Below are 16,777 nucleotides of genomic sequence, written 5' to 3'. Positions count from 1 at the left end.
TTGCCCATCATAGATCTCCTCCAGCTCTGGCCCCACGATCATACCGCAGGGCGGGAGGAGAGCCGTCCACCGCATCAATAGCGGACATCCGCCTCTGCCGGCGAAGCAAGATTGATGCCGAGCTTGGTGTCGATTCTGATACGTATCTGCCAAGCCGCATATTAGCAATTGCTTGACGAAGGCGTTGACCGCGCCAGAATCATCACATGGCGGCGAAGGGCAGCATTAACGTTGGCGACGAGGTCGCCATCACCGCGACTGTGAGGCGGCGCGTGACTGGGGATCGGGTAAGCGTCTCAATCCCGTCCTATAACCAGCCGCATTCCATCGTGGATCGAACGTCGAAGGTCAGCCGAGGCCAGCCGATCGAGCTCATAGGCGATGTCGTCCGCGTTGATGAGGGCAAGGTGACTGTAAATCTCGGCGTGCCCGTCACAGTCAATACCGATACGGTTAGGTTGGTGACGGCCTACGTACCGCCGAAGCGCAAGAGGCCGCTCGTCGACAAGCCGACTTAAAACGGCCATGCCGCACAATACCGCAAGTTGCTTAGCGATTTACCTGGGCCTTGCCCATTCGTTCGCACGTTTCATCTGTTAGCGGGGACGCATATGATACCAGCAGCCGGCGGATGTCCCCCGAGTACCCCCCTCGCCGGTTAGGCCCGGCACGTTCTGGCCCGCCGCAAAAGGTGCCGGGCCGCTTGCTTCAGGCTGCCACGCGATGGAACAGCGCGTCCTGGCGCTCCGCTTCACGTCAGCAACGGAATATTACGTCTCGCTCAACGATTGGAACGGAAAAGGGACAAGCTTAGAACTTTCCATGAAATCAAACGGCGAATGACCCGCTGCCGACTGAGGGGGGTGGCAGCGGGCCAAGGCGAACACAGTGCTAATTCTTTAGCGGAATCGAGCACTGCGCGAGAACAATTGATGCGCAGCGAAACGGTTCCACGCAGGGTTGAAGAAAATTGCGAGCCTAACCTCGTTTGCCGATCTGTTGCAGCCCGCGAGCGTCTTTCAACCGAGCATGCACGAATTCGGGCTTTCGAGCCGTAGCGCCCTTGGTCGACTTCGGAGGATTGGCCTCCTTGATGATCCGCAAGGCTTCTTCTGTGGTAATCCCGCATTTGCGGGCATAGTAGGCGGCTTCCGTTTGAACCTCGTCATCCAACGGTAATGCAATAATCGCCTGTTTTGGCTTGTGCTTCGCCTTCCTGCCCATGTCACGAATCATACCACATTTTATGGTCGTGCATCAGTTTCAATGCTGAGAGGCTGATTTACTTGCTGATGATCCAGTCGACCAAGCCGGCCTCAACCCTCTCGCACCCGGTAAACTCGTACACCAGGTTCTGAGCTAGATCGCGCCATTGACACTCCGGTGCCTTCATTTCCAAGACCAAATCTCGAAAAACAGACCGGAGAATGTCTGCATCGAACGAGGATACCGAGGGGCGGTGCGTAACCCTTATCGCCCCGTCTATCTTGCGCTGGCGAAACCGCTTTAGAAGTTCGCGTGACGCCGTGATCGCACGCCGGGTTTGATCTATATCGATGCGTAGCGAGGCAATGTCGCCCCGAGATCGGCGCTGCAACAGGATGCTGGCGGCCATTGTCGCCTGAGCCAAGTCCATATGGCCTTCAACCATTGCTAGCTCCCCGTAGCTCAGGTTGTATTTACTCCTTGAGATAGGGGACATCAACGGGGATTCAAATGTCGGTTTGATACCAACGGCGAGCCGAGGGGCGAGCCCAGCGCGCAATCACATTGTTCGTCTTACGCGTTCGCGTACCTTTCCCAACCGTGCAACTGCATGCTTCTCTATGGCGCGGCGGACTTGTTTCGCCCGGCCGGCGTCCTAAGCACCTCACCCCCGCCCATTGGGCGTCGGCCGAACCTTTCAGATAGCGATTGCGTCGGCATCGACACAAACAATTAGGTTCAAACGCAAACGAGGCCCGCGGATCCCCGAAGGACACGCGGGCCGGGTCTTCGTATCGAACTAACTATGGATTGAGGATTATGTAGTATCCAGAGGCTGCACTGTGCCGTGCATTTTTTCTTAGCGACACATTGGACGAAGCGTGAGCTTCAGAATTTCCTTCGAAAATTTCTCTTTCAATAACACCAGACTTACCGTCCCCTCCACTCTCAAACTCGTCCACAACAAATTGCGCAACAACAGAATTCTGAAGACAAGTTACGATTGCTAATGGATGATTCGTCTGCTTTGGGAGGATTTCCAGGCTGTTTGGCTTCCCGTCTTCTCCTTGACCCAACTGCCAAATACCAGATGAAAACACCCGACCGTTGGCATATGCTGCGAGCGCGCTCTTAAGGCTTTCCTCAATGGTCGACATCGTAATTCCCTCCCACAACTGCTGTTTTACAATAAACTGAAGTAACAGGAACTTGCAATACAGGTCCAAGTAGATTACTCGCTCTGCCTCGGTTTGAACCGTCGCACGACCATCTCAAACACGATATCCGAAATCCACATAGCCGACACGCCAATGAGAAAGGCGGCGGCAAGCGTCGTAGTGTCATCGGAGGGGTTGGGGATCGGCAAGCCAGTCGCCTTGAAATAGGACACCACGGGCAGCGTCAGATAGGCGGCCGCCAGCGCGCCACAGACGGGCGATGCCACCATCTCCCGCAGTTTGTACCGGTGGCGCGACAATGCCCGCAGGATGCCACCAGAGAGGCCGGCAACCAGCACTGGGGCCTTGATGCCCAAGAGGTCGAGGAAATCATGCATCATGGCTTCCACCCGCAAAGCTTCTGGCCCTGCTTGTTGTGGGCAAGGAGCGCCTTAACCTGAGCGTCGGTCATTGTGTCAACCGCTGCCGCCGACGGTCTCTGCGGGCTCGCGATGGCGCAAAAGCTGCCTTTTGTGGTGGTGCAGCCGGCAAGCGCGATCAACGCGGCGAGGATCAGCCCTTTGACCATGATTTGAGCTCCTTTCGTGCAGCATCGGGAGGCAGGGCGCCGACATCGTTCTGCACCTGGTCGGCAACGTCTCGAGCGGCGACTTCGGCCTGAGCCTGCTTGGCGCGTTCAGCCTTGGCGCCGGCAAGCCGCTGCTGAAAGGCAAGCCCGATCACGCCGACGATAGCCGCACCGATGCCGAGGATGGTTGGATTCGACAGGATGAAGGCGAGGAGCGTGGTCATTTGATCCTCGATATAAGGAAGACGCCCGAGCACCCGAAAGCCGCCATGATGGCGATCGCCTGCCAAAGCGTGATCGGAAGCCAGATCGACCAGAGGGCTAAGCCGAGGCCGGACAACAAGGCCATGACGCCGAAAGCGGCGACACTGGCCAGAAAGACCACCATGCCGCCTATTGCGCTACCGAGATCGCCCATCTCACTGCCCCTTGCCGAGGTCAGTGGCGTTGCGGCGGCGCGCAATCTCGGTCAGGACGCCGATAGCCAGCAGATAGACCGGCACGTATTCAGCCGGCACATAGGCTTGGAACAGGCTCGGGTCGAGCGCCATGAAGGCACCGAACACGATGCCTGCGAATACCTGAAGGCGCGCGAGAAAGATGGTCTCGCTCGACAGGAAGAAAGCTTTGATCTTGGTCCACATGGTCGGTTCCTTTCAAAAGAAGCTGGACACCCAGTTCGTGATTTCGTGCCACCACGTCATGATGGCGATGGATGCAATCGCGAAGATCCCGGCAGCGGCGGCCGGCTTGGTGGATGACGGAGGCGGCAAGGGTTGCGGCTCTCTATCTGGCGCTGGCACAGGAGCCACAGGAGCGGCGACAGGCGCATCCGGCTTCGGCTGGACCGGCGCGGGCTGAACGGGCGCTGGCTGGGTCGCTGGCGGCCAGGGCGTGTCGGCAATGCGCGACCACTTCCTGTAGGCCTCGGCCAGCTTGATATCGTACTGGTTTTTCTTGTAGCCCTCGCCGTTGTAGCCGAGCGCAAAAGCCGCCCACTCGTGGCGGCGAAGATGCCCGTCCAGGTTATCGTGCTGGATAAAATTGATGGCGGCGGCGAGCTGCAATTCCTCGCTCTCCGTCATCGCCTCGACCATGGCCTGCACGGTGAGGAAGCCAGCCGCCTCGAAATTCTCGCCGAGCACCTGGCCGAGACCATACGACGCCGACTTGAGCGCGGCGGTCTGATCGATGTCGCAAGCAGCGATGAGGCGCGGATAGCTGTCTGCCGGATATGGCCTCTCGCCCCACTTCGGATAGGCCAAGCCCTGCTTTACCGCGAGGAATCGCGCTGCCGGCGCCAGATTGCGATAAAAAACATGTGGTTCGAAAAGGATGATCGGCCGGCCTTGGCTATCGAAGCCGTGACCGCGCGTTTCAACATCGAGGAAAGCGTGAATTTCATCCTCTCCCACGCCAATGGTTGCGCCAAGTTTGGGCAAATCGAGGTCGTCAAGGCGCTTGGCAGCGCCCCTGAAATTGAGGTCCATGGTGTTTCCTTTTGAGGAGCGGGAGGCGCTAGGCCGCGAAAATCACTGCGGGATCGCCGCCGATCACTGCCAGCATGGCAAGCGCAGTGGGATCATCGGCATAAATATCGGTGCGCGAATTCCAGCGCTCTTGCGTGTAAAGGTCGGCCGCGTCGATCGCTGCCTTTGCCTTATCAAGCAATCCCGCCGCATAGAGGCGATCGACGATGATGCGTTTTGGAACCAAGCGCCTGTCGGCGGCCGCCTCAGTTGGTGGTGAGTAGCCAGGGAACGCCGCCGCCAATTGGTCCGGGGTGGCATAGTCGGCAAAAAGCACCTCGCCCTCGGCGGGCTGATAGTCGCTGTCGACCGCATGGAAACTGTGGCCGTCGTTGCTGTAGACGAACATGCGCGGGCTCCTCTTAGAGGTTGTCGTCCCAGCCGTTCGGCAGAACGACAGTGCTGCCATTGCTGGATGCGTAATAGATGTTGGTGCTTTCGAGCAGCAGATCGAACTGCTCATTGATGATGATGAACGACCCGGTAATGCCGTTGTTGCCGTTGCCGACTGGCGCTGCGTTCGCAGAATTCCACGCGCCATAGCTGTTGTTGGGGGCAAGTATGGCGCGGGTGCTGTCGCTCTGAGCCATCGACATCGTGCCGCGAATTGAGGCCGCCGTCGGAGGCACAAAGCTGCCAATCGCAAGAGGTGTCCATGTTGGAGCTGTCGGGCTTCCACTGGTTCCGCTTGCGAGGACTGGCACGGTGGTTGGGTTGGTGCCGATCTGGATATGGGCCCGGCGCCCAAATTGCAGGGTGCGCCACAGGTTCGCCGATGCGTCATTTCGAAGGACAGCGAGCCGGGCCTTGTGCGTGTAGACGCCCGGCATTGTCGGAGTCGTGGCGCTGGCCGAGAACAAACCCTTGGTGTTTGTGCCGTCCCAAATGGCGTAGAGATAATACCAGGCATTGGCCGCCTCCACGCCGGTATCGAGACCACCAGCGCCGGCCGTGCTGATGTCGGCGGTGAAGTTGACATTGGTCAGGCGGGTAAGGAACCCGTTCGTGTCTTCAAGAAAGAGCACATCGGCCGTGACCTGCGCTTGCGTGGCGCTGATCGCCTGAACTTTCAGGTTCCGGAAGCCTGTTCCATAGAGCGTCGTGCGCAATGCCATTGTGCCGGTGAGATCGGGCACGGTGAAAATACGCGTTTGTCCGGTCGTGATACCTGACGCCTGAAACTGAAACTTCTTGGTAGGATCGCCATCGTCGGCAATCACCAGATTTGCATCGACCAGGGGAGTTGCCGGCGAATATGGCGCCTGAGCGGCACGCTGAAAGCTACGAACGCGCCAGTTCCCGGTACCAAGCGACTGCGCCGTGGCGGTATCGCCGGCGGCCGTGACGATGTTCGCGGCGCCGGGCAAGATCAGGCTGGTGGCATTGTGCGTGAGCGTCGCCGCGCCCGCGAAAGTCAGATGTCGAAGGACGCCAGCGGGAAGCGTCCCAAACCCGGTAATTGTCGCCGTACCGGTAATGGTGACAGACGTGCCGGTTGCGGTTGAAAGATCGGTGGTCGTCGCCGAGGCGATAGCGTTTGACGCGGTGCTCAGATTGTCGGCCGCGCCAACTGGCGTAACGGCGTTGGTGCCGCCCGCCGGGATTGGACGCGCGGCGTTCAGGTCGGCCAAGAGATCGGCCATGCGCGCATTGTATTTGCTGCTGTCGATCGGGGTTGCCGTAACCGCATTGCCGTTCGGCGGATAGCTATAAACACCAGAGCCGTCACGGGGCATTGGCAATCTCCATGCAAGAAATGGGACAGTTGTCGGGCGCAGCCGCTACCGGGATAATTCTGGTTAGGAGCCCCAGCCAAAAATCTTGCTGAGATTGGTCACGTCGGGCTGCGGCGCGGGGAAGATTGGTTGCTGACCGTCGCCGCGATCGGTCCAAGCAGGGGCGGACTGTTGCGGGACGCCTGCGCCCGTAGGGTTGTATCCACCCATAAGAGCGTTGGCGACGCGTTGGACGGCCGATGGCTGCACGGCCGCCGAAGGATAGCCATTGGCGTCATGTGCCCCAGCCAGATTACGATGAAGTTGACGGTATTCCAGACCGCTGCCCAGTGACGTCAATCCCTCGCCGATATTCCGGGGCATCGGTGCATTTTGGAAAGCACCGAGCTGCTGCTGTGCCGCCAACCGCGACGCTGGCGTCATCCGTGCCGAGTTGAAAATCATTGCAGTCCCTTCAAGCCGAAAACAGCCGGCTCTTTCGCCAGCGCTGCTTTTCGCCTATGTGTTTGTGATGATCCGAGCGCTTCAAATCTTCGCCGCACTGCTGCTGATTGGCGTGCTGGCCGCCGCGCACTACGGCTTCGAGACTTTTTTCAACTGGACGAGCCCACAATTTGCCGGTGGCTTCGGGGTCGGCGTGGCTTTCACGGCCATATGGATCCTGTTTTGCAACTGGCTGGACTCATCGCCGCGTCGCAGCCGAACCGGAACCAAGCAATAGCGCCTCGGCGACCTTCGAAATTCCTCCGGTCGGGATCGGCACTGGGCTTGCCGCGATGAGCGCCTTGACGACAGCCGCGTGATCTCCCGAAACCAGCCCCCGTGCGAGCGCGGAATTGGCAGCGTCGGCGCCGCGACTGCGGATTGCATCAATCACAGCCGAGGCGCCCTTGAGGCCAGCCGCACGGCCCATTCCAAGCAGACCGCCCGCTTTGTAGCTGTCGACCACGCCGAGCCCGGGGACACCGCTGCCCGTGCCGTCAAGGCTTTTCACCGCTTCGACCCTCGCCGCAGTCATCGAGTTCTTGGTGACGTCGCTACTGGTGTTGGCGAACGTCTTTTCCGCGTCGAGCACGCCGAGCAACCGCTGGGCCTTGTCGGGTCCGAAGAGCGTCGACAACCTTTGCGGATTCCAATCGCCGTCACCTTTGATAAGGCCCTGAAGGGCAACGCGGTCGTTCAGGTTCGTGCCGACAATCCGTTCGATTTCGGCCCTGGCGCCCTCGCGCAGCCGCAACGGCACAGCGGAGGGTCCAACCTGCATACCCTGGGGGAGCGCGCCTTGCTGCACCTCCTGGGCAAGCTCTGAAGGACGCGGCGCTTCGCGACCGCTGGAGAGCACCGTCTGGCCTCGCTGCACCGCGTCGCGTTGCCGTGCGAGTTCTGAATATTTCGCGTCGACTTCCTTTATCCCCGGCACAGACGCGCGCAGTTCGTCATCGATCGCCTGCCTTGCGGTCGTCAGCGCATTGAGGGCATTTGAGCCCTGTGTCGTCTGAAGCAGATCGTCGACCGCATGGCGGGCGTTCAGCAACTCGCCGGCATCTGTGACGAGCGACGTTCCGGGCGGGGGCTGGCCGAGCGCTCGGGCCTGAGCGATTTCCTGCGGGGTCGGCTGATGGTCCAGCATGGCTCGCACGCGCTGCAACGCCCGCTGCGGTTCGCCGCGCAGCGTCTGAATATCTTGATCCAGATATCGGGCGATCGGAAGGGTGTCGACCGGGCCGGCGTTCTGGAGCGCGGCCCGATAGTCGGGGGAAAGCGCGGCCTGGTTGGTCGCGATGCCGGCATTGATTTGAGATGGCACGGGAGCCGGGCCTAGTTCCGTGTCAAGCGTGCTTCGGATGCGCTGGTTGGCTCCGGCATCTCGTGCCGAGATTGCATCTTTGATGATGGCGCGCGCCTCGCCGGGCTTCGCTACGAGGCCTGCGGCTGTCTGCTGAAGGTTCGGACCGACATCCGCCATCATGGCATCCGGCCCGAGTTGGGCAAGCCGCTGCTGCACTGCTTGAGGCGACAGGCCATCGGCATTCGTGGCGTCGGTAATGCGGCTGAGCGCGTTACGGGTGAAGCCGCCAAGTTCAGAAGCACCTGGCCGGGTCATATAGTCGATCGCGCTTCCAATGCCCTTTCCGATCAAGGTGCCGGCACCCGGTGCGATTAGGCCGAAACCCGCCCCGATAGCCCCGCCCCTTTCCATAGCGGATGGATCGCCACCCGAGCGCACGCCGGAATCGGCGGCATTAATCGTTCCGCCCGTCAACGCGCTGACAACAGAGCGCACGCCAAGACCGGCTTCACCAGCCCCGAACAGCTCCGGGGCAGCGACGACGGCAGGCAACGTGCCGGCAACCGCACCGACGATATTGCCACTGCCGGCCGTGTAGGGATTGTCGCGCACCGCGCGATCGGCGGCCTGGTCGGATGCATAGCGAATGTCGGCCTCTGACTTGCCCGACGTTGCCGCGCCAATCTTGGCACCGAGCCTGTCGACGCCCTCGTTCAGATATGGCCCGACGACAGGAACCCCGTTGAGGACCGACGATGTAAACGCAAGCCCGAGGTCATTGCCTGTCGTGTATTGGCCTGGCGCTATCTCGCCTGTCGCCGGATCATAGCCCTTCACGCCCGGCGGAACATAGGCCGGCACGCCGGGCGGCTGGTTGGTAGCCGCAAAGGGGTCATGGTCGACGGGAACAAGCGCCGCGCCCTGTGTTGCGGCCGGCGCTACAGTCACCGGGGCGGCAGACTGCGGAGCCGTCGCAAACGGATCGGTGTCGACCGGAACGAGTTGGGCCATTACTGAACCACCTTCAGATACTTCCCAGGCCGGGCGCGGTCAGGAACATACCAATTTCCATCCGGAGCCTTGCTTGCCCCGGGAACAGGCGGCGCGGCGCTCTGTGGCGCGGCTGTCGGGTCCGGGAAGTCCGTCGCATTGGGATCGGCGGGCTTATTCGTCAGCGGGTTGATCAGCGGATGATCCTTGTCGTACTGCGCCACGACGTCCGCCCACCCGCCCGGATCGTTGGCGTACTGCTTATGGGTCGCCATCGAGCCCAGTTCATAATCATGCTGGGCCTGCTGAAGCTTCAGATTGACGAGGGCCTTCTGCCCGGCAACCGACATCTGAATGCCGGGGTTATTCTTCAGGTACGTCGCGAAATCGAACTGCGTCGGGCGGGAAGCAAGGCCCTTGGCATCGGCCGTCGCAAGCTGCGTCGAGAGTTTTTGCAGCATTTCGGTCGGGCCGGCCTGATCTCCAAACGTGCCAGGGAAGGCATTTGCCAGCATCTGCTTCCCGGCAAGCATCGTCCGAGCGCCGGGGCCTGTGCTGATGTTGCCGCCATACTGGTCAAGCACGCCCTTGATCATATTGAGGGCCTGAACCTTCGTGCGGGCATCCTTGGCGCCGTTGATGTAGTCGGCCATGTTGTTGCCGATCGCTTCGCCAACCGCCTTGTTCGCCGCGTTCTCCTGGTTGAAGACGACGCTTTGAGCGCCCTGCTTCTTCAAATTCATCTGGTAGTCGTTGAACGGAACCGGGGGCGTGCCCAAGGCCCTGGACTGGGCAAGATAACCCTCGCAATCCTTCATCACGTCCGTCCGGGCAATCGTGCGCGGGAACGGCGATGCATATGGGTCGGGCAGACCATTGGCCTGTGCGGCCTGCCCTCTCCCAGCCTGATTACCCAAAAGCGTATCAGCAGTGATCGGATGCGTTGGATCAGCCGGGTTGAACATGTATTCGTTGCCGGCGGCGTCCTTGATCGACTTCAGATCCGGCTGGCCCTTGATCTGGCCGACGATCTGACCTGTCATCGAATCCACTTCGGCTGTCACACCGTTACCGAGGGAAACCATCTCGATTTTGTGCGGCGTCAGGCGAGCGGATAGCATAGACCCGACAAGCTGCTGTTGATCGGGAGACAGCCAAGGATTGCTCATCGCCTTCATAAGCTGCTGGACCGTCGGGCCCTGCTGCTGCGCGCCCTGCGGGATGGCATCCGAGGAACCACCAGCCATGACCGGCAAGTTGTTGCCTGACATCGCTTGAGCCACTTTCTGGACGTCGGGAGACGGCCCGGCCGATGCCTGTGGCTGTGTGGCACCGGCAAGCGCGGCAGCGACAGGCGAAGGCGCTGAGGCTGGCGCGGGCGGGTTTGCCGCGCTGAGAGCCTGAACGACACCCCCGGGCCCGCTGAGTGGGTCTTGCTGCATCATCGTCGAGAGAACGCGCTGACCGGCCGGCGAAGTCGCTCCAGGTGCGCCTGGCACGTAGCCAGCATTTGGGGAAGGCGTCGGGATCGGCGCCGAGGCCGGGAGCGCGGGGCCAGCCGCCACAATGCCGGGATCGCTCGATTGAGCATTTGAGGCGGCGGCCAAGATGCCAGGATCGAGCGCGGGCGAGGAATTGGGCGGAAGGCCAATACCCGGATCGAGGCTGGCCGTCTGGACAGGCGGCGCGGCCGGAGCGGCATTCGCTTGTGGTTGGCCTGGCATAGGAGGCGGGATCGGCACCTGGTTCGGTGTCGCAGCGAAGGCCAGAGCAGGCGAGCCGCCATCACCAGTGGGATCGGCCGATGCCGCGTTCTGGTTGGCTGGCGCGCCGAATCCCAATTTCTGATAGGCGAGTGCATTGGCGAGGCGGGTGCCTTCGCCGCCCTTATCGTAGGGGCTGCCGTAAGCAATGAAGGTTTTCAGCGCCGCGTTGGCCGACGGGATATCGTTCGCGGCCATGAAGGCGTTGCCGCCGGCATGGTTCTTCAACTCATTGACATAATAGTCCATTTGGACTTCTGGGTCATTGACGTTGCGGCCCGCCTGCCCGACCTGCTGGCCGCCAAATTGTCCCGTGGCCGCAAAGTTGCGGAGCGCATCCGCACGCTCAAGCCGCCATTGGTCGAAACCGATCGCGCCCTCGGCCGGGTTTACCGCGCCCGGGCGAAACTCGCTTTCCTGTTTCCAGTTGCCAAGGGTGGCATAGGCCTGGGCATCATTGAGCCCCCTCGCCTTCAGCCCCGCAAAAACGGTCTGCGGATCGACCGAGCCGGAAGCACTCTTGCTGACGTCCACCGAGGGCAATGCGCCAGACGACGCGGCGCTTGCTGCATCCGGGCTTGGCGCGGCGGGGAAAGTCCCGCCACCGGCCAGACCGTTCAAGGTGTCGGCGGCGGATGCCCGGCCAGCAGCGTCGGCCGCAGCAATGCGGCTGTTCAGTACGTTCTCAACGATACCGTCGCCGAGTGCACTCAGGCCCTCGCCGACATTGCGCGGCGCGCGCTGCGACGCCATGAGCGCCTGAACAACAGCCCGCTTGCTGGCGAGGCCGGCAGGCGTTTCCTTGCTGGGGTCATAGATGAAAGAAAGTGCCATGCATCAGGCTCCCAGCGACAGGGCTTTGCCGTAATCGACTTGGCGATATCCGTCCGGACGACGCGTAACGGCATCGGGGCGAACCTTTTCGACTTCGCTGGCCATGAGGCCAAGCCGCATCGGGGCGTCGTTTGGTTCGCCTTTGTAGTGGAATTTCCAGAGGCCCATTTCGGGCGTGATGTCGGCAAGCCGTTCCTTGTCCTTCTTGGCGTCGTCGTCGGACAGGCTGATCAGCTTCCCACCAAGGCCAAACAGGCCGCCGGCCAGGCTGCTGGCCTGCGACATCTGGGTATTGTAGGCGTTCATCTGCTGATCGTAGTTGTTGGCGATTATGCCTGCGTTGTCCGTTGTCGGGATCGTGCTCGGGGTATAGGCGGCCGCCTGCGGGTTCGAGACCTGCGACCCGGAAAGCAGCGCCGTGATTTCGTTGATCGGCTGGTTGCGAACGGCCTGGGCTTCGGAGAAGGCTTGCCCGTGGCCCTGCAAGATCAATTGATCGGTCGCATCGTTGGCATGCTGGGCCTGCTGCGTCATGGCGCGGTCATAGGCTGCGGAACCGAGCTTGATCCCCTGGTTGGAAAGTTGGGTCTGGAGCGCGTCGGACTGTTGCGCGAGGATCGGATCGAGCCGTTCTTTGCCGAGCTGCAACAGCCGGGATTCGGTCGCGTCATTCGAACCGTCAAAGGGTTTCGCCATATAGTCGTTGAGGAACGACGACTGGGTGTTGGCGAGCGTGCCGAGGTTGAGCTGCGCCTTGTCCGTCTGGTCCTTGATCGCCTGCTGCGCCGGCGAAAGCGTCGTCGTCGCTGTCCGCGTCGGAATGTCGTAGCTCTGCCCGGTATAGGGGTCCTTGATGGTTTGCGAGCCGTTGTTCGTATAGGTGATCGTGCCGTTGGGCCCGACCTGATCGGCGTTGTTCAGATACGAATTCGCGAGCGCCGTGGAGATGTTCGTCCCGGTCGACGCGGCCGAAGTCTCTTTCGGATCCGGAGGCGTCGGTGCGCTAGGCTTGCCCATGGATTTTCCTCGTGAACCTGCTGTTGCGCCAATCGTCGTCGGTCAGCGTGAAGACGAAACCGTCTTCGTCGCGGCCGCGCATGCGTTTGATGAAATACGGGGTGAAGCCGAAGGCCTTGGCGATCCGAACCATACGCTCATTCTTCGCCGACACCTGCAAAACGACCATCTGGCAACCGATCTGGTCGAATGGGTACGAAAACATGATGTGGCGGACATTGGCGGTGAGCCACCGAGCCGTTTTCGAAGCGCTCGATATCTGGATCAGGCCGGGGCCTGGTTGCCAGTCATGAAACACCATGCCGGCAACCAACTCACCATCGTCATCAAGGACGCCGATCGCCTTGCTGTTCCCGAAGCCGTTTTCACAGCCGGGTGTCATGTCCGCCACGAACCGCGCGACGGCCTCGTTATGGTCGAAAAGGAGCCTCAAACGACGACGGCCCCGGTTTCAAAGGTCATGTCGATCGCCACCAGCTCGGCATCGGGCGTCGGTGTGACACCGCATGTCACCTGCACCTGGGGCGCGACGATGAAGCCGGATTGCCCGATCGACGTCCATTTGGTCGACACGGTTTTGACGGAACCAGCATCCCAGACCGCAACATCCCAAAGCCCGGAATCCCATGCGTCAAAGGTGACGTCATTGGGCGTCGACGGCGGCGCCGACGGCAACGTCACCTGATAGTTCGTCGAGACCGAAAGCTTGGGAATGAACTTGCGGCTGGCCAGAAAGACGGTCCTGGCCATATGAAGGATCTTGGTCCTTGCCACCCGCTTCATGTGGTCGAACAGACCGACATAGGTGCAGGTGTACGGCATGCCGTCATCATTGCCGCCGACCTCGCATTGCATGACCTTGCCGTCCGACGTGCCGAAATAGGCCCAGCCTTCATGCAGGACGAGGCAACGGGCATCCCACCCGGTATAATCTGCCCATGCGCCGGTTTGCAGATTGACGACAAAGACCTTCTTGTCCTGGCCCGCGTCGGCCGGCAGCGCGACGATGCCCATGTTGAACGTCGGCCATTTCAAAAGTTCCCACGGCAATACCGAACGCGCGGCCACTTCACGGCGCCAATCCGGCTCAATGGCGCGTGTCACGCTGATCAACGCCAGTGCGGCGGCGTCCTTCTGGATCGCCTGCGATATCGGGACGATGCCGTCATCCATGCCGATCAGCAGATCGCCACCAGCCTGCATCAGCGCTCGGGGCCCGCGCGGCGGCGACATGTCATAGCGTCCGACGATCGACCAGGCCGTTGGATCGGCGGGGTTTGTTCCCTGGAAAACGGCGACTTCGCCGCGATCGGAAATGATCACGCATTTGTCGTCGATGCCGCCGCCAGTCTCGAGCGACCAGGTGCCGCCGCAGAGCACGGAACCGCCGCGCTGAAACACGCCGGCGAGTGAATAAACGGTGGCTGTGCCTGATATCGAATCGACGGGCAGGAACCAGACATTGAGGGTGTTTTTCTGAACGAAGAACTGACGGTTTTTATAGGCCCAGATGAACGACAACTGGTTGGTGTTGATCGACGGTCCGAGGGCGGCAACCGTCGTCCATGTCGTTCCGTCGAATTGCCGCATGCTGTCGGTGCCGTTCACGGCAGAGAGGTAATAGCCCCCAGGCGTCGCAAATTGCACATAGGAGAAATAGCCGCTGGTCAGGCCGGTGATGACCGGCGACGGCGGGATGGTCGGATCGGCCGGGGCGGTGGTGTCGAAAATCTTGGTGCCGTCGCATGCGAACATGAACCGGCCGGCTGGGCCGTCATAGGACATCATGCTTGTGACGGGGATGGTGCCGATGGTTGCGTGCCTGGAAGCGCCGCCACGCAAGCGGATACCAGTGCTTGTCGGGAACCAGTTTTCCAAGACCTTGGCACCTTGCGGGCCGGCTGCGGCGAGGTTTTCGTTCGATATCTTGCCCCGCGTCGGCGCTGGGAAGGTGTACGTCTCATGCCGCTGCTGAGCCTGGGCCTGCACCGGGACGCGCCGAAAGCCCGCCCTCATGGCATGATCACTCCGGGGAACGCGATATCGCTGTCAACCGGCATGCGGCCACGGCCAACCACAATAATATTCGAGCCCTTGTCGGCTCCGGCAGACACCGCAAGCGCATCCTCGTAGTTCGCCATATCCTCGGCGTAGGCCATGCCCTTGTTGGCCTTCCACTGCCAGATCATGCCGAGTTTCAGCACGCGCTCGTCGAGGCGGAAAACATCATCGTCAGCAGTGAACGTGGTTTTCGGCGCGCCGTCCTTGTCTTTGATGATCTGGTTCGTGATGTAGTAGAATTGCGCCGTCGAGAGGCTGGCCATCGCCGGCTTAATCAGGACCTGTTCGCCGATCATGGTCCACGCGCCGATGATGCTGCGGAAATTCTGGACGGTGATGCCAAGCCACTGATCGGTGTCGGGATAGTGCGTGTAGGGCGCAAACGGGCTTGCCGAAGGCCAGATGCGCGCCTTTTTCAGCATGCGCTGATAGTCGGTCGGGAGACTGAACCCGACCGTGGTGCCGTCGCCCGTAAAGGTGCCGAGCGTCTTGAACTTGGTCCAATCCCTGTTGTCGAAAGCGATCCTCTGCGCCATCTCGTTGGCGAGCGCCTGCAACTCGACCAATTCGCGGTCGGTTGCTGAAAAAACGGCCGTCGGCACATTCAGGCCGATGACCGGGCAAACCAGTTGAATGACGCTGAGGATGCTCATGACGGCTTACGCCACCATCGCCAGTTCCTTGGCCGCAGCGACCAAGGTGTCATGGTTCGGATTGCCGCGCGGGCGGCTCCCGGTTTCCCTGGCGATGTAGCCTTTCAATGCTTCATCATCCATGGCGTCGATCTCTTCCGCAGTCGGCGGGTCGATCGCCTCCGGTTCTTCCGTTTCCAGATCGTCGGCATCCTCGTCCGCCGGCTCGTCGATTTTCTCACCGGCCTTGATGCGTTCACGCTTGTTGAGCGCGGCCTTGGCATCCTCTTCGCGCAACCGGCGCTCTTCGGCCAACTGCTGCTGAAGCAGCGCGACCTGTGCGGCAAGGCCAGTCACGTCAGCGGAGCCCGCCGCATTGTCGAGATAGGCCTGCGCCTGGTTCTTCAGTTCGCGGCCGCCCATCCCGAGTTGCTTCAGCTGAGCGCCGTCGAGCGATGCGAGGGCATCGACGGTATGGATGTTGAGCGCCTTCAGCTCGCGACGCTTTGCTTCCGATAGGAACGGCGCTTCGGAAAGCGGTGTTCCGCTGACCGGCTGGGCCGAACCGTTCTTGAAGGCCAAATACTGGTCATTGTAGAGCTGCGCATAGGTGACCTCGGGGCCGCCATTCACCATGCTCTCGCGGGTGGCGTTCGGTTCCACCTCGTGCGCCGGGAAGGTCGCTTTGGTCTGCCTGTTGGCGGGAAAGCTGATGTCGCAAACTTCGATCTCCGTCCAAATCTGGCGGCCGGCCTTCTTGCTGGCTTGTTCGTCAAGCTGGGCATGGCTGCGGAAGCTGACGTTGACGGTGTGATAGTTTGCGTTGGGATTCGCGTGAACGTTCATGGATTTTCTTCCTGTCTGAGAGGTTGCAAAACGAAAAGCAGGGCCCGTAGGCCCCGCTCAGATGTTGATGGTGTCGAAGGGTTAGGTGATCTGGCCCTGTGCGAACGGGTAATTGATCTTCACCACCGCCAACCCAGCCGCCGGGGTGCCGGTTGCCGTTTCGCTGCGGGCGTTCACGACCTGCTTGCCGGCGGCCTGGGTAGATGTCACCTGACCGGTGCCGGCGAGGTAGACCGGGGCGCCAGCAGCGGCGAGAGTGCCGTTGGTTGCAACGACCGCAGAGCCGAAGAGCTGATACCAGCCATACTGACCGGCCACGTTTGCCGACATGGCAACCGCGAGCGGTGCGTTGAGGTTGGCTGTCGACGGAGCAAGCGCTGTCTGCCAGGTCGGAGTGCCAGCGTTGGCGCCGTCAAAGGTGACGAGGGAGCCGACGACCGTCCCGACGACGCCGAGCAGATAGATGAACTCGCCGACGCCATACACCGGATCCTGTGCGGTGATGATGTCGCCGAGGAAAGGCCCCGGAGAGCCGCGACCGAGGGGCAGTGCCCCTGCTGCCGGCGCGGCAATCGTGGAGGCGATCGGCGGGAGGCCGAGATAGGGAGTGTGCGGAACATAAGCCATT

The 16,777-nt window shown here is 61.2% G+C and carries 22 protein-coding genes; 2 read left to right on the top strand and 20 right to left on the bottom strand.

Going from position 1 to position 16,777, the window contains the following annotated elements; all coding sequences use genetic code 11:
* Positions 1–206: 206 nt before the first annotated feature.
* Positions 207–518: a hypothetical protein gene (locus tag FJ930_RS19840; RefSeq protein ID WP_141839777.1), complete on the top strand. Its 312-nt coding sequence runs from the start codon at positions 207–209 to the stop codon at positions 516–518.
* 460 nt (positions 519–978) lie between these two features.
* Here FJ930_RS19840 and FJ930_RS19835 read toward each other — a convergent pair whose 3' ends face one another.
* The 12 genes from FJ930_RS19835 to FJ930_RS19780 all read right to left on the bottom strand — a co-directional run bounded on the left by FJ930_RS19835 (position 979) and on the right by FJ930_RS19780 (position 6,661).
* The gene (locus FJ930_RS19835; protein ID WP_181763429.1) at positions 979–1,224 is read right to left on the bottom strand and encodes a hypothetical protein; all 246 of its coding nucleotides are present in this window, start codon (positions 1,222–1,224) and stop codon (positions 979–981) included.
* 58 nt (positions 1,225–1,282) lie between these two features.
* The gene (locus FJ930_RS19830) at positions 1,283–1,651 is read right to left on the bottom strand and encodes a hypothetical protein (RefSeq protein ID WP_141839775.1); all 369 of its coding nucleotides are present in this window, start codon (positions 1,649–1,651) and stop codon (positions 1,283–1,285) included.
* A gap of 358 nt (positions 1,652–2,009) precedes the next feature.
* Entirely contained in the window at positions 2,010–2,363 is a 354-nt protein-coding gene (locus tag FJ930_RS19825; protein ID WP_141839774.1) for a hypothetical protein, read from the bottom strand.
* 74 nt (positions 2,364–2,437) lie between these two features.
* The gene (locus tag FJ930_RS19820; RefSeq protein WP_141839784.1) at positions 2,438–2,761 is read right to left on the bottom strand and encodes a hypothetical protein; all 324 of its coding nucleotides are present in this window, start codon (positions 2,759–2,761) and stop codon (positions 2,438–2,440) included.
* Positions 2,761–2,952 carry a hypothetical protein gene (locus tag FJ930_RS19815; protein ID WP_141839773.1) on the bottom strand — a complete coding sequence of 64 codons (192 nt, stop codon included), beginning with the start codon at positions 2,950–2,952 and terminating at the stop codon, positions 2,761–2,763. The genes FJ930_RS19820 and FJ930_RS19815 overlap by 1 nt, the downstream gene beginning before the upstream one ends.
* Positions 2,937–3,176 carry an ABC transporter permease gene (locus FJ930_RS19810; RefSeq protein WP_141839772.1) on the bottom strand — a complete coding sequence of 80 codons (240 nt, stop codon included), beginning with the start codon at positions 3,174–3,176 and terminating at the stop codon, positions 2,937–2,939. The genes FJ930_RS19815 and FJ930_RS19810 overlap by 16 nt, the downstream gene beginning before the upstream one ends.
* Positions 3,173–3,370, bottom strand: a complete 198-nt coding sequence (locus FJ930_RS19805; protein WP_141839771.1) for a hypothetical protein — start codon at positions 3,368–3,370, stop codon at positions 3,173–3,175. Before FJ930_RS19805 ends, FJ930_RS19810 begins: the two co-directional genes overlap by 4 nt.
* 1 nt (position 3,371) lies before the next feature.
* On the bottom strand, positions 3,372–3,596 hold the full coding sequence (locus FJ930_RS19800) for a hypothetical protein (RefSeq protein ID WP_141839770.1): 225 nt from the start codon (positions 3,594–3,596) through the stop codon (positions 3,372–3,374).
* 12 nt (positions 3,597–3,608) lie between these two features.
* Positions 3,609–4,442, bottom strand: a complete 834-nt coding sequence (locus FJ930_RS19795; RefSeq protein ID WP_141839769.1) for an N-acetylmuramidase family protein — start codon at positions 4,440–4,442, stop codon at positions 3,609–3,611.
* A 28-nt stretch (positions 4,443–4,470) separates the two neighbouring features.
* Complete coding sequence (locus FJ930_RS19790) at positions 4,471–4,830, bottom strand: hypothetical protein (RefSeq protein WP_141839768.1); 360 nt, start codon at positions 4,828–4,830, stop codon at positions 4,471–4,473.
* Between the two features lie 13 nt (positions 4,831–4,843).
* On the bottom strand, positions 4,844–6,217 hold the full coding sequence (locus FJ930_RS19785) for a hypothetical protein (protein ID WP_141839767.1): 1,374 nt from the start codon (positions 6,215–6,217) through the stop codon (positions 4,844–4,846).
* A 63-nt stretch (positions 6,218–6,280) separates the two neighbouring features.
* Entirely contained in the window at positions 6,281–6,661 is a 381-nt protein-coding gene (locus FJ930_RS19780) for a hypothetical protein (RefSeq protein WP_141839766.1), read from the bottom strand.
* Here FJ930_RS19780 and FJ930_RS19775 point away from each other — a divergent pair.
* Positions 6,651–6,938: a hypothetical protein gene (locus tag FJ930_RS19775; protein ID WP_141839765.1), complete on the top strand. Its 288-nt coding sequence runs from the start codon at positions 6,651–6,653 to the stop codon at positions 6,936–6,938. The two genes, FJ930_RS19780 and FJ930_RS19775, sit on opposite strands and share 11 nt — an antisense overlap.
* On the opposite strand, the gene FJ930_RS19770 is transcribed toward FJ930_RS19775, so the two are convergent.
* The 8 genes from FJ930_RS19770 to FJ930_RS19735 form a co-directional block, all read right to left on the bottom strand.
* Positions 6,900–8,618, bottom strand: coding sequence for a hypothetical protein (locus FJ930_RS19770; protein ID WP_141839764.1), 1,719 nt, complete (start codon positions 8,616–8,618; stop codon positions 6,900–6,902). The genes FJ930_RS19775 and FJ930_RS19770 overlap by 39 nt on opposite strands.
* 398 nt (positions 8,619–9,016) lie before the next feature.
* A complete protein-coding gene (locus tag FJ930_RS19765) occupies positions 9,017–11,593 on the bottom strand; it encodes a phage tail tip lysozyme (protein ID WP_141839763.1) in 2,577 nt (858 codons plus the stop codon).
* A 3-nt stretch (positions 11,594–11,596) separates the two neighbouring features.
* A complete protein-coding gene (locus FJ930_RS19760) occupies positions 11,597–12,610 on the bottom strand; it encodes a hypothetical protein (protein WP_141839762.1) in 1,014 nt (337 codons plus the stop codon).
* Positions 12,597–12,992, bottom strand: a complete 396-nt coding sequence (locus FJ930_RS19755; protein ID WP_141839783.1) for a GNAT family protein — start codon at positions 12,990–12,992, stop codon at positions 12,597–12,599. The genes FJ930_RS19760 and FJ930_RS19755 overlap by 14 nt, the downstream gene beginning before the upstream one ends.
* Positions 12,993–13,039: 47 nt before the next feature.
* Positions 13,040–14,626: a hypothetical protein gene (locus tag FJ930_RS19750; RefSeq protein ID WP_141839761.1), complete on the bottom strand. Its 1,587-nt coding sequence runs from the start codon at positions 14,624–14,626 to the stop codon at positions 13,040–13,042.
* Entirely contained in the window at positions 14,623–15,324 is a 702-nt protein-coding gene (locus FJ930_RS19745; RefSeq protein WP_141839760.1) for a hypothetical protein, read from the bottom strand. The genes FJ930_RS19750 and FJ930_RS19745 overlap by 4 nt, the downstream gene beginning before the upstream one ends.
* Positions 15,325–15,330: 6 nt before the next feature.
* Entirely contained in the window at positions 15,331–16,149 is an 819-nt protein-coding gene (locus tag FJ930_RS19740; protein ID WP_141839759.1) for a hypothetical protein, read from the bottom strand.
* Positions 16,150–16,230: 81 nt separating this feature from the next.
* Entirely contained in the window at positions 16,231–16,776 is a 546-nt protein-coding gene (locus tag FJ930_RS19735) for a hypothetical protein (RefSeq protein WP_141839758.1), read from the bottom strand.
* Position 16,777 lies beyond the last annotated feature (1 nt).

It is taken from the genome of Mesorhizobium sp. B2-4-15 (assembly GCF_006658505.1).
In the GTDB taxonomy this organism is placed as follows: Bacteria; Pseudomonadota; Alphaproteobacteria; order Rhizobiales; family Rhizobiaceae; genus Mesorhizobium.
This window is presented reverse-complemented; position numbering and strand designations above follow the sequence as displayed.

What these genes read in the sequence shown, in the direction of transcription:
- FJ930_RS19755 (WP_141839783.1), bottom strand. Translation starts at nt 12,992, where the DNA reads ATGACACCCGGCTGTGAAAACGGCTTCGGGAACAGCAAGGCGATCGGC.
- FJ930_RS19735 (WP_141839758.1), bottom strand. Translation starts at nt 16,776, where the DNA reads ATGGCTTATGTTCCGCACACTCCCTATCTCGGCCTCCCGCCGATCGCC.
- FJ930_RS19750 (WP_141839761.1), bottom strand. Translation starts at nt 14,626, where the DNA reads ATGAGGGCGGGCTTTCGGCGCGTCCCGGTGCAGGCCCAGGCTCAGCAG.
- FJ930_RS19805 (WP_141839771.1), bottom strand. Translation starts at nt 3,370, where the DNA reads ATGGGCGATCTCGGTAGCGCAATAGGCGGCATGGTGGTCTTTCTGGCC.
- FJ930_RS19810 (WP_141839772.1), bottom strand. Translation starts at nt 3,176, where the DNA reads ATGACCACGCTCCTCGCCTTCATCCTGTCGAATCCAACCATCCTCGGC.
- FJ930_RS19825 (WP_141839774.1), bottom strand. Translation starts at nt 2,363, where the DNA reads ATGTCGACCATTGAGGAAAGCCTTAAGAGCGCGCTCGCAGCATATGCC.
- FJ930_RS19795 (WP_141839769.1), bottom strand. Translation starts at nt 4,442, where the DNA reads ATGGACCTCAATTTCAGGGGCGCTGCCAAGCGCCTTGACGACCTCGAT.
- FJ930_RS19765 (WP_141839763.1), bottom strand. Translation starts at nt 11,593, where the DNA reads ATGGCACTTTCTTTCATCTATGACCCCAGCAAGGAAACGCCTGCCGGC.
- FJ930_RS19790 (WP_141839768.1), bottom strand. Translation starts at nt 4,830, where the DNA reads ATGTTCGTCTACAGCAACGACGGCCACAGTTTCCATGCGGTCGACAGC.
- FJ930_RS19745 (WP_141839760.1), bottom strand. Translation starts at nt 15,324, where the DNA reads ATGAGCATCCTCAGCGTCATTCAACTGGTTTGCCCGGTCATCGGCCTG.
- FJ930_RS19820 (WP_141839784.1), bottom strand. Translation starts at nt 2,761, where the DNA reads ATGCATGATTTCCTCGACCTCTTGGGCATCAAGGCCCCAGTGCTGGTT.
- FJ930_RS19840 (WP_141839777.1), top strand. Translation starts at nt 207, where the DNA reads ATGGCGGCGAAGGGCAGCATTAACGTTGGCGACGAGGTCGCCATCACC.
- FJ930_RS19785 (WP_141839767.1), bottom strand. Translation starts at nt 6,217, where the DNA reads ATGCCCCGTGACGGCTCTGGTGTTTATAGCTATCCGCCGAACGGCAAT.
- FJ930_RS19740 (WP_141839759.1), bottom strand. Translation starts at nt 16,149, where the DNA reads ATGAACGTTCACGCGAATCCCAACGCAAACTATCACACCGTCAACGTC.
- FJ930_RS19830 (WP_141839775.1), bottom strand. Translation starts at nt 1,651, where the DNA reads ATGGTTGAAGGCCATATGGACTTGGCTCAGGCGACAATGGCCGCCAGC.
- FJ930_RS19835 (WP_181763429.1), bottom strand. Translation starts at nt 1,224, where the DNA reads ATGGGCAGGAAGGCGAAGCACAAGCCAAAACAGGCGATTATTGCATTA.
- FJ930_RS19780 (WP_141839766.1), bottom strand. Translation starts at nt 6,661, where the DNA reads ATGATTTTCAACTCGGCACGGATGACGCCAGCGTCGCGGTTGGCGGCA.
- FJ930_RS19815 (WP_141839773.1), bottom strand. Translation starts at nt 2,952, where the DNA reads ATGGTCAAAGGGCTGATCCTCGCCGCGTTGATCGCGCTTGCCGGCTGC.
- FJ930_RS19760 (WP_141839762.1), bottom strand. Translation starts at nt 12,610, where the DNA reads ATGGGCAAGCCTAGCGCACCGACGCCTCCGGATCCGAAAGAGACTTCG.
- FJ930_RS19800 (WP_141839770.1), bottom strand. Translation starts at nt 3,596, where the DNA reads ATGTGGACCAAGATCAAAGCTTTCTTCCTGTCGAGCGAGACCATCTTT.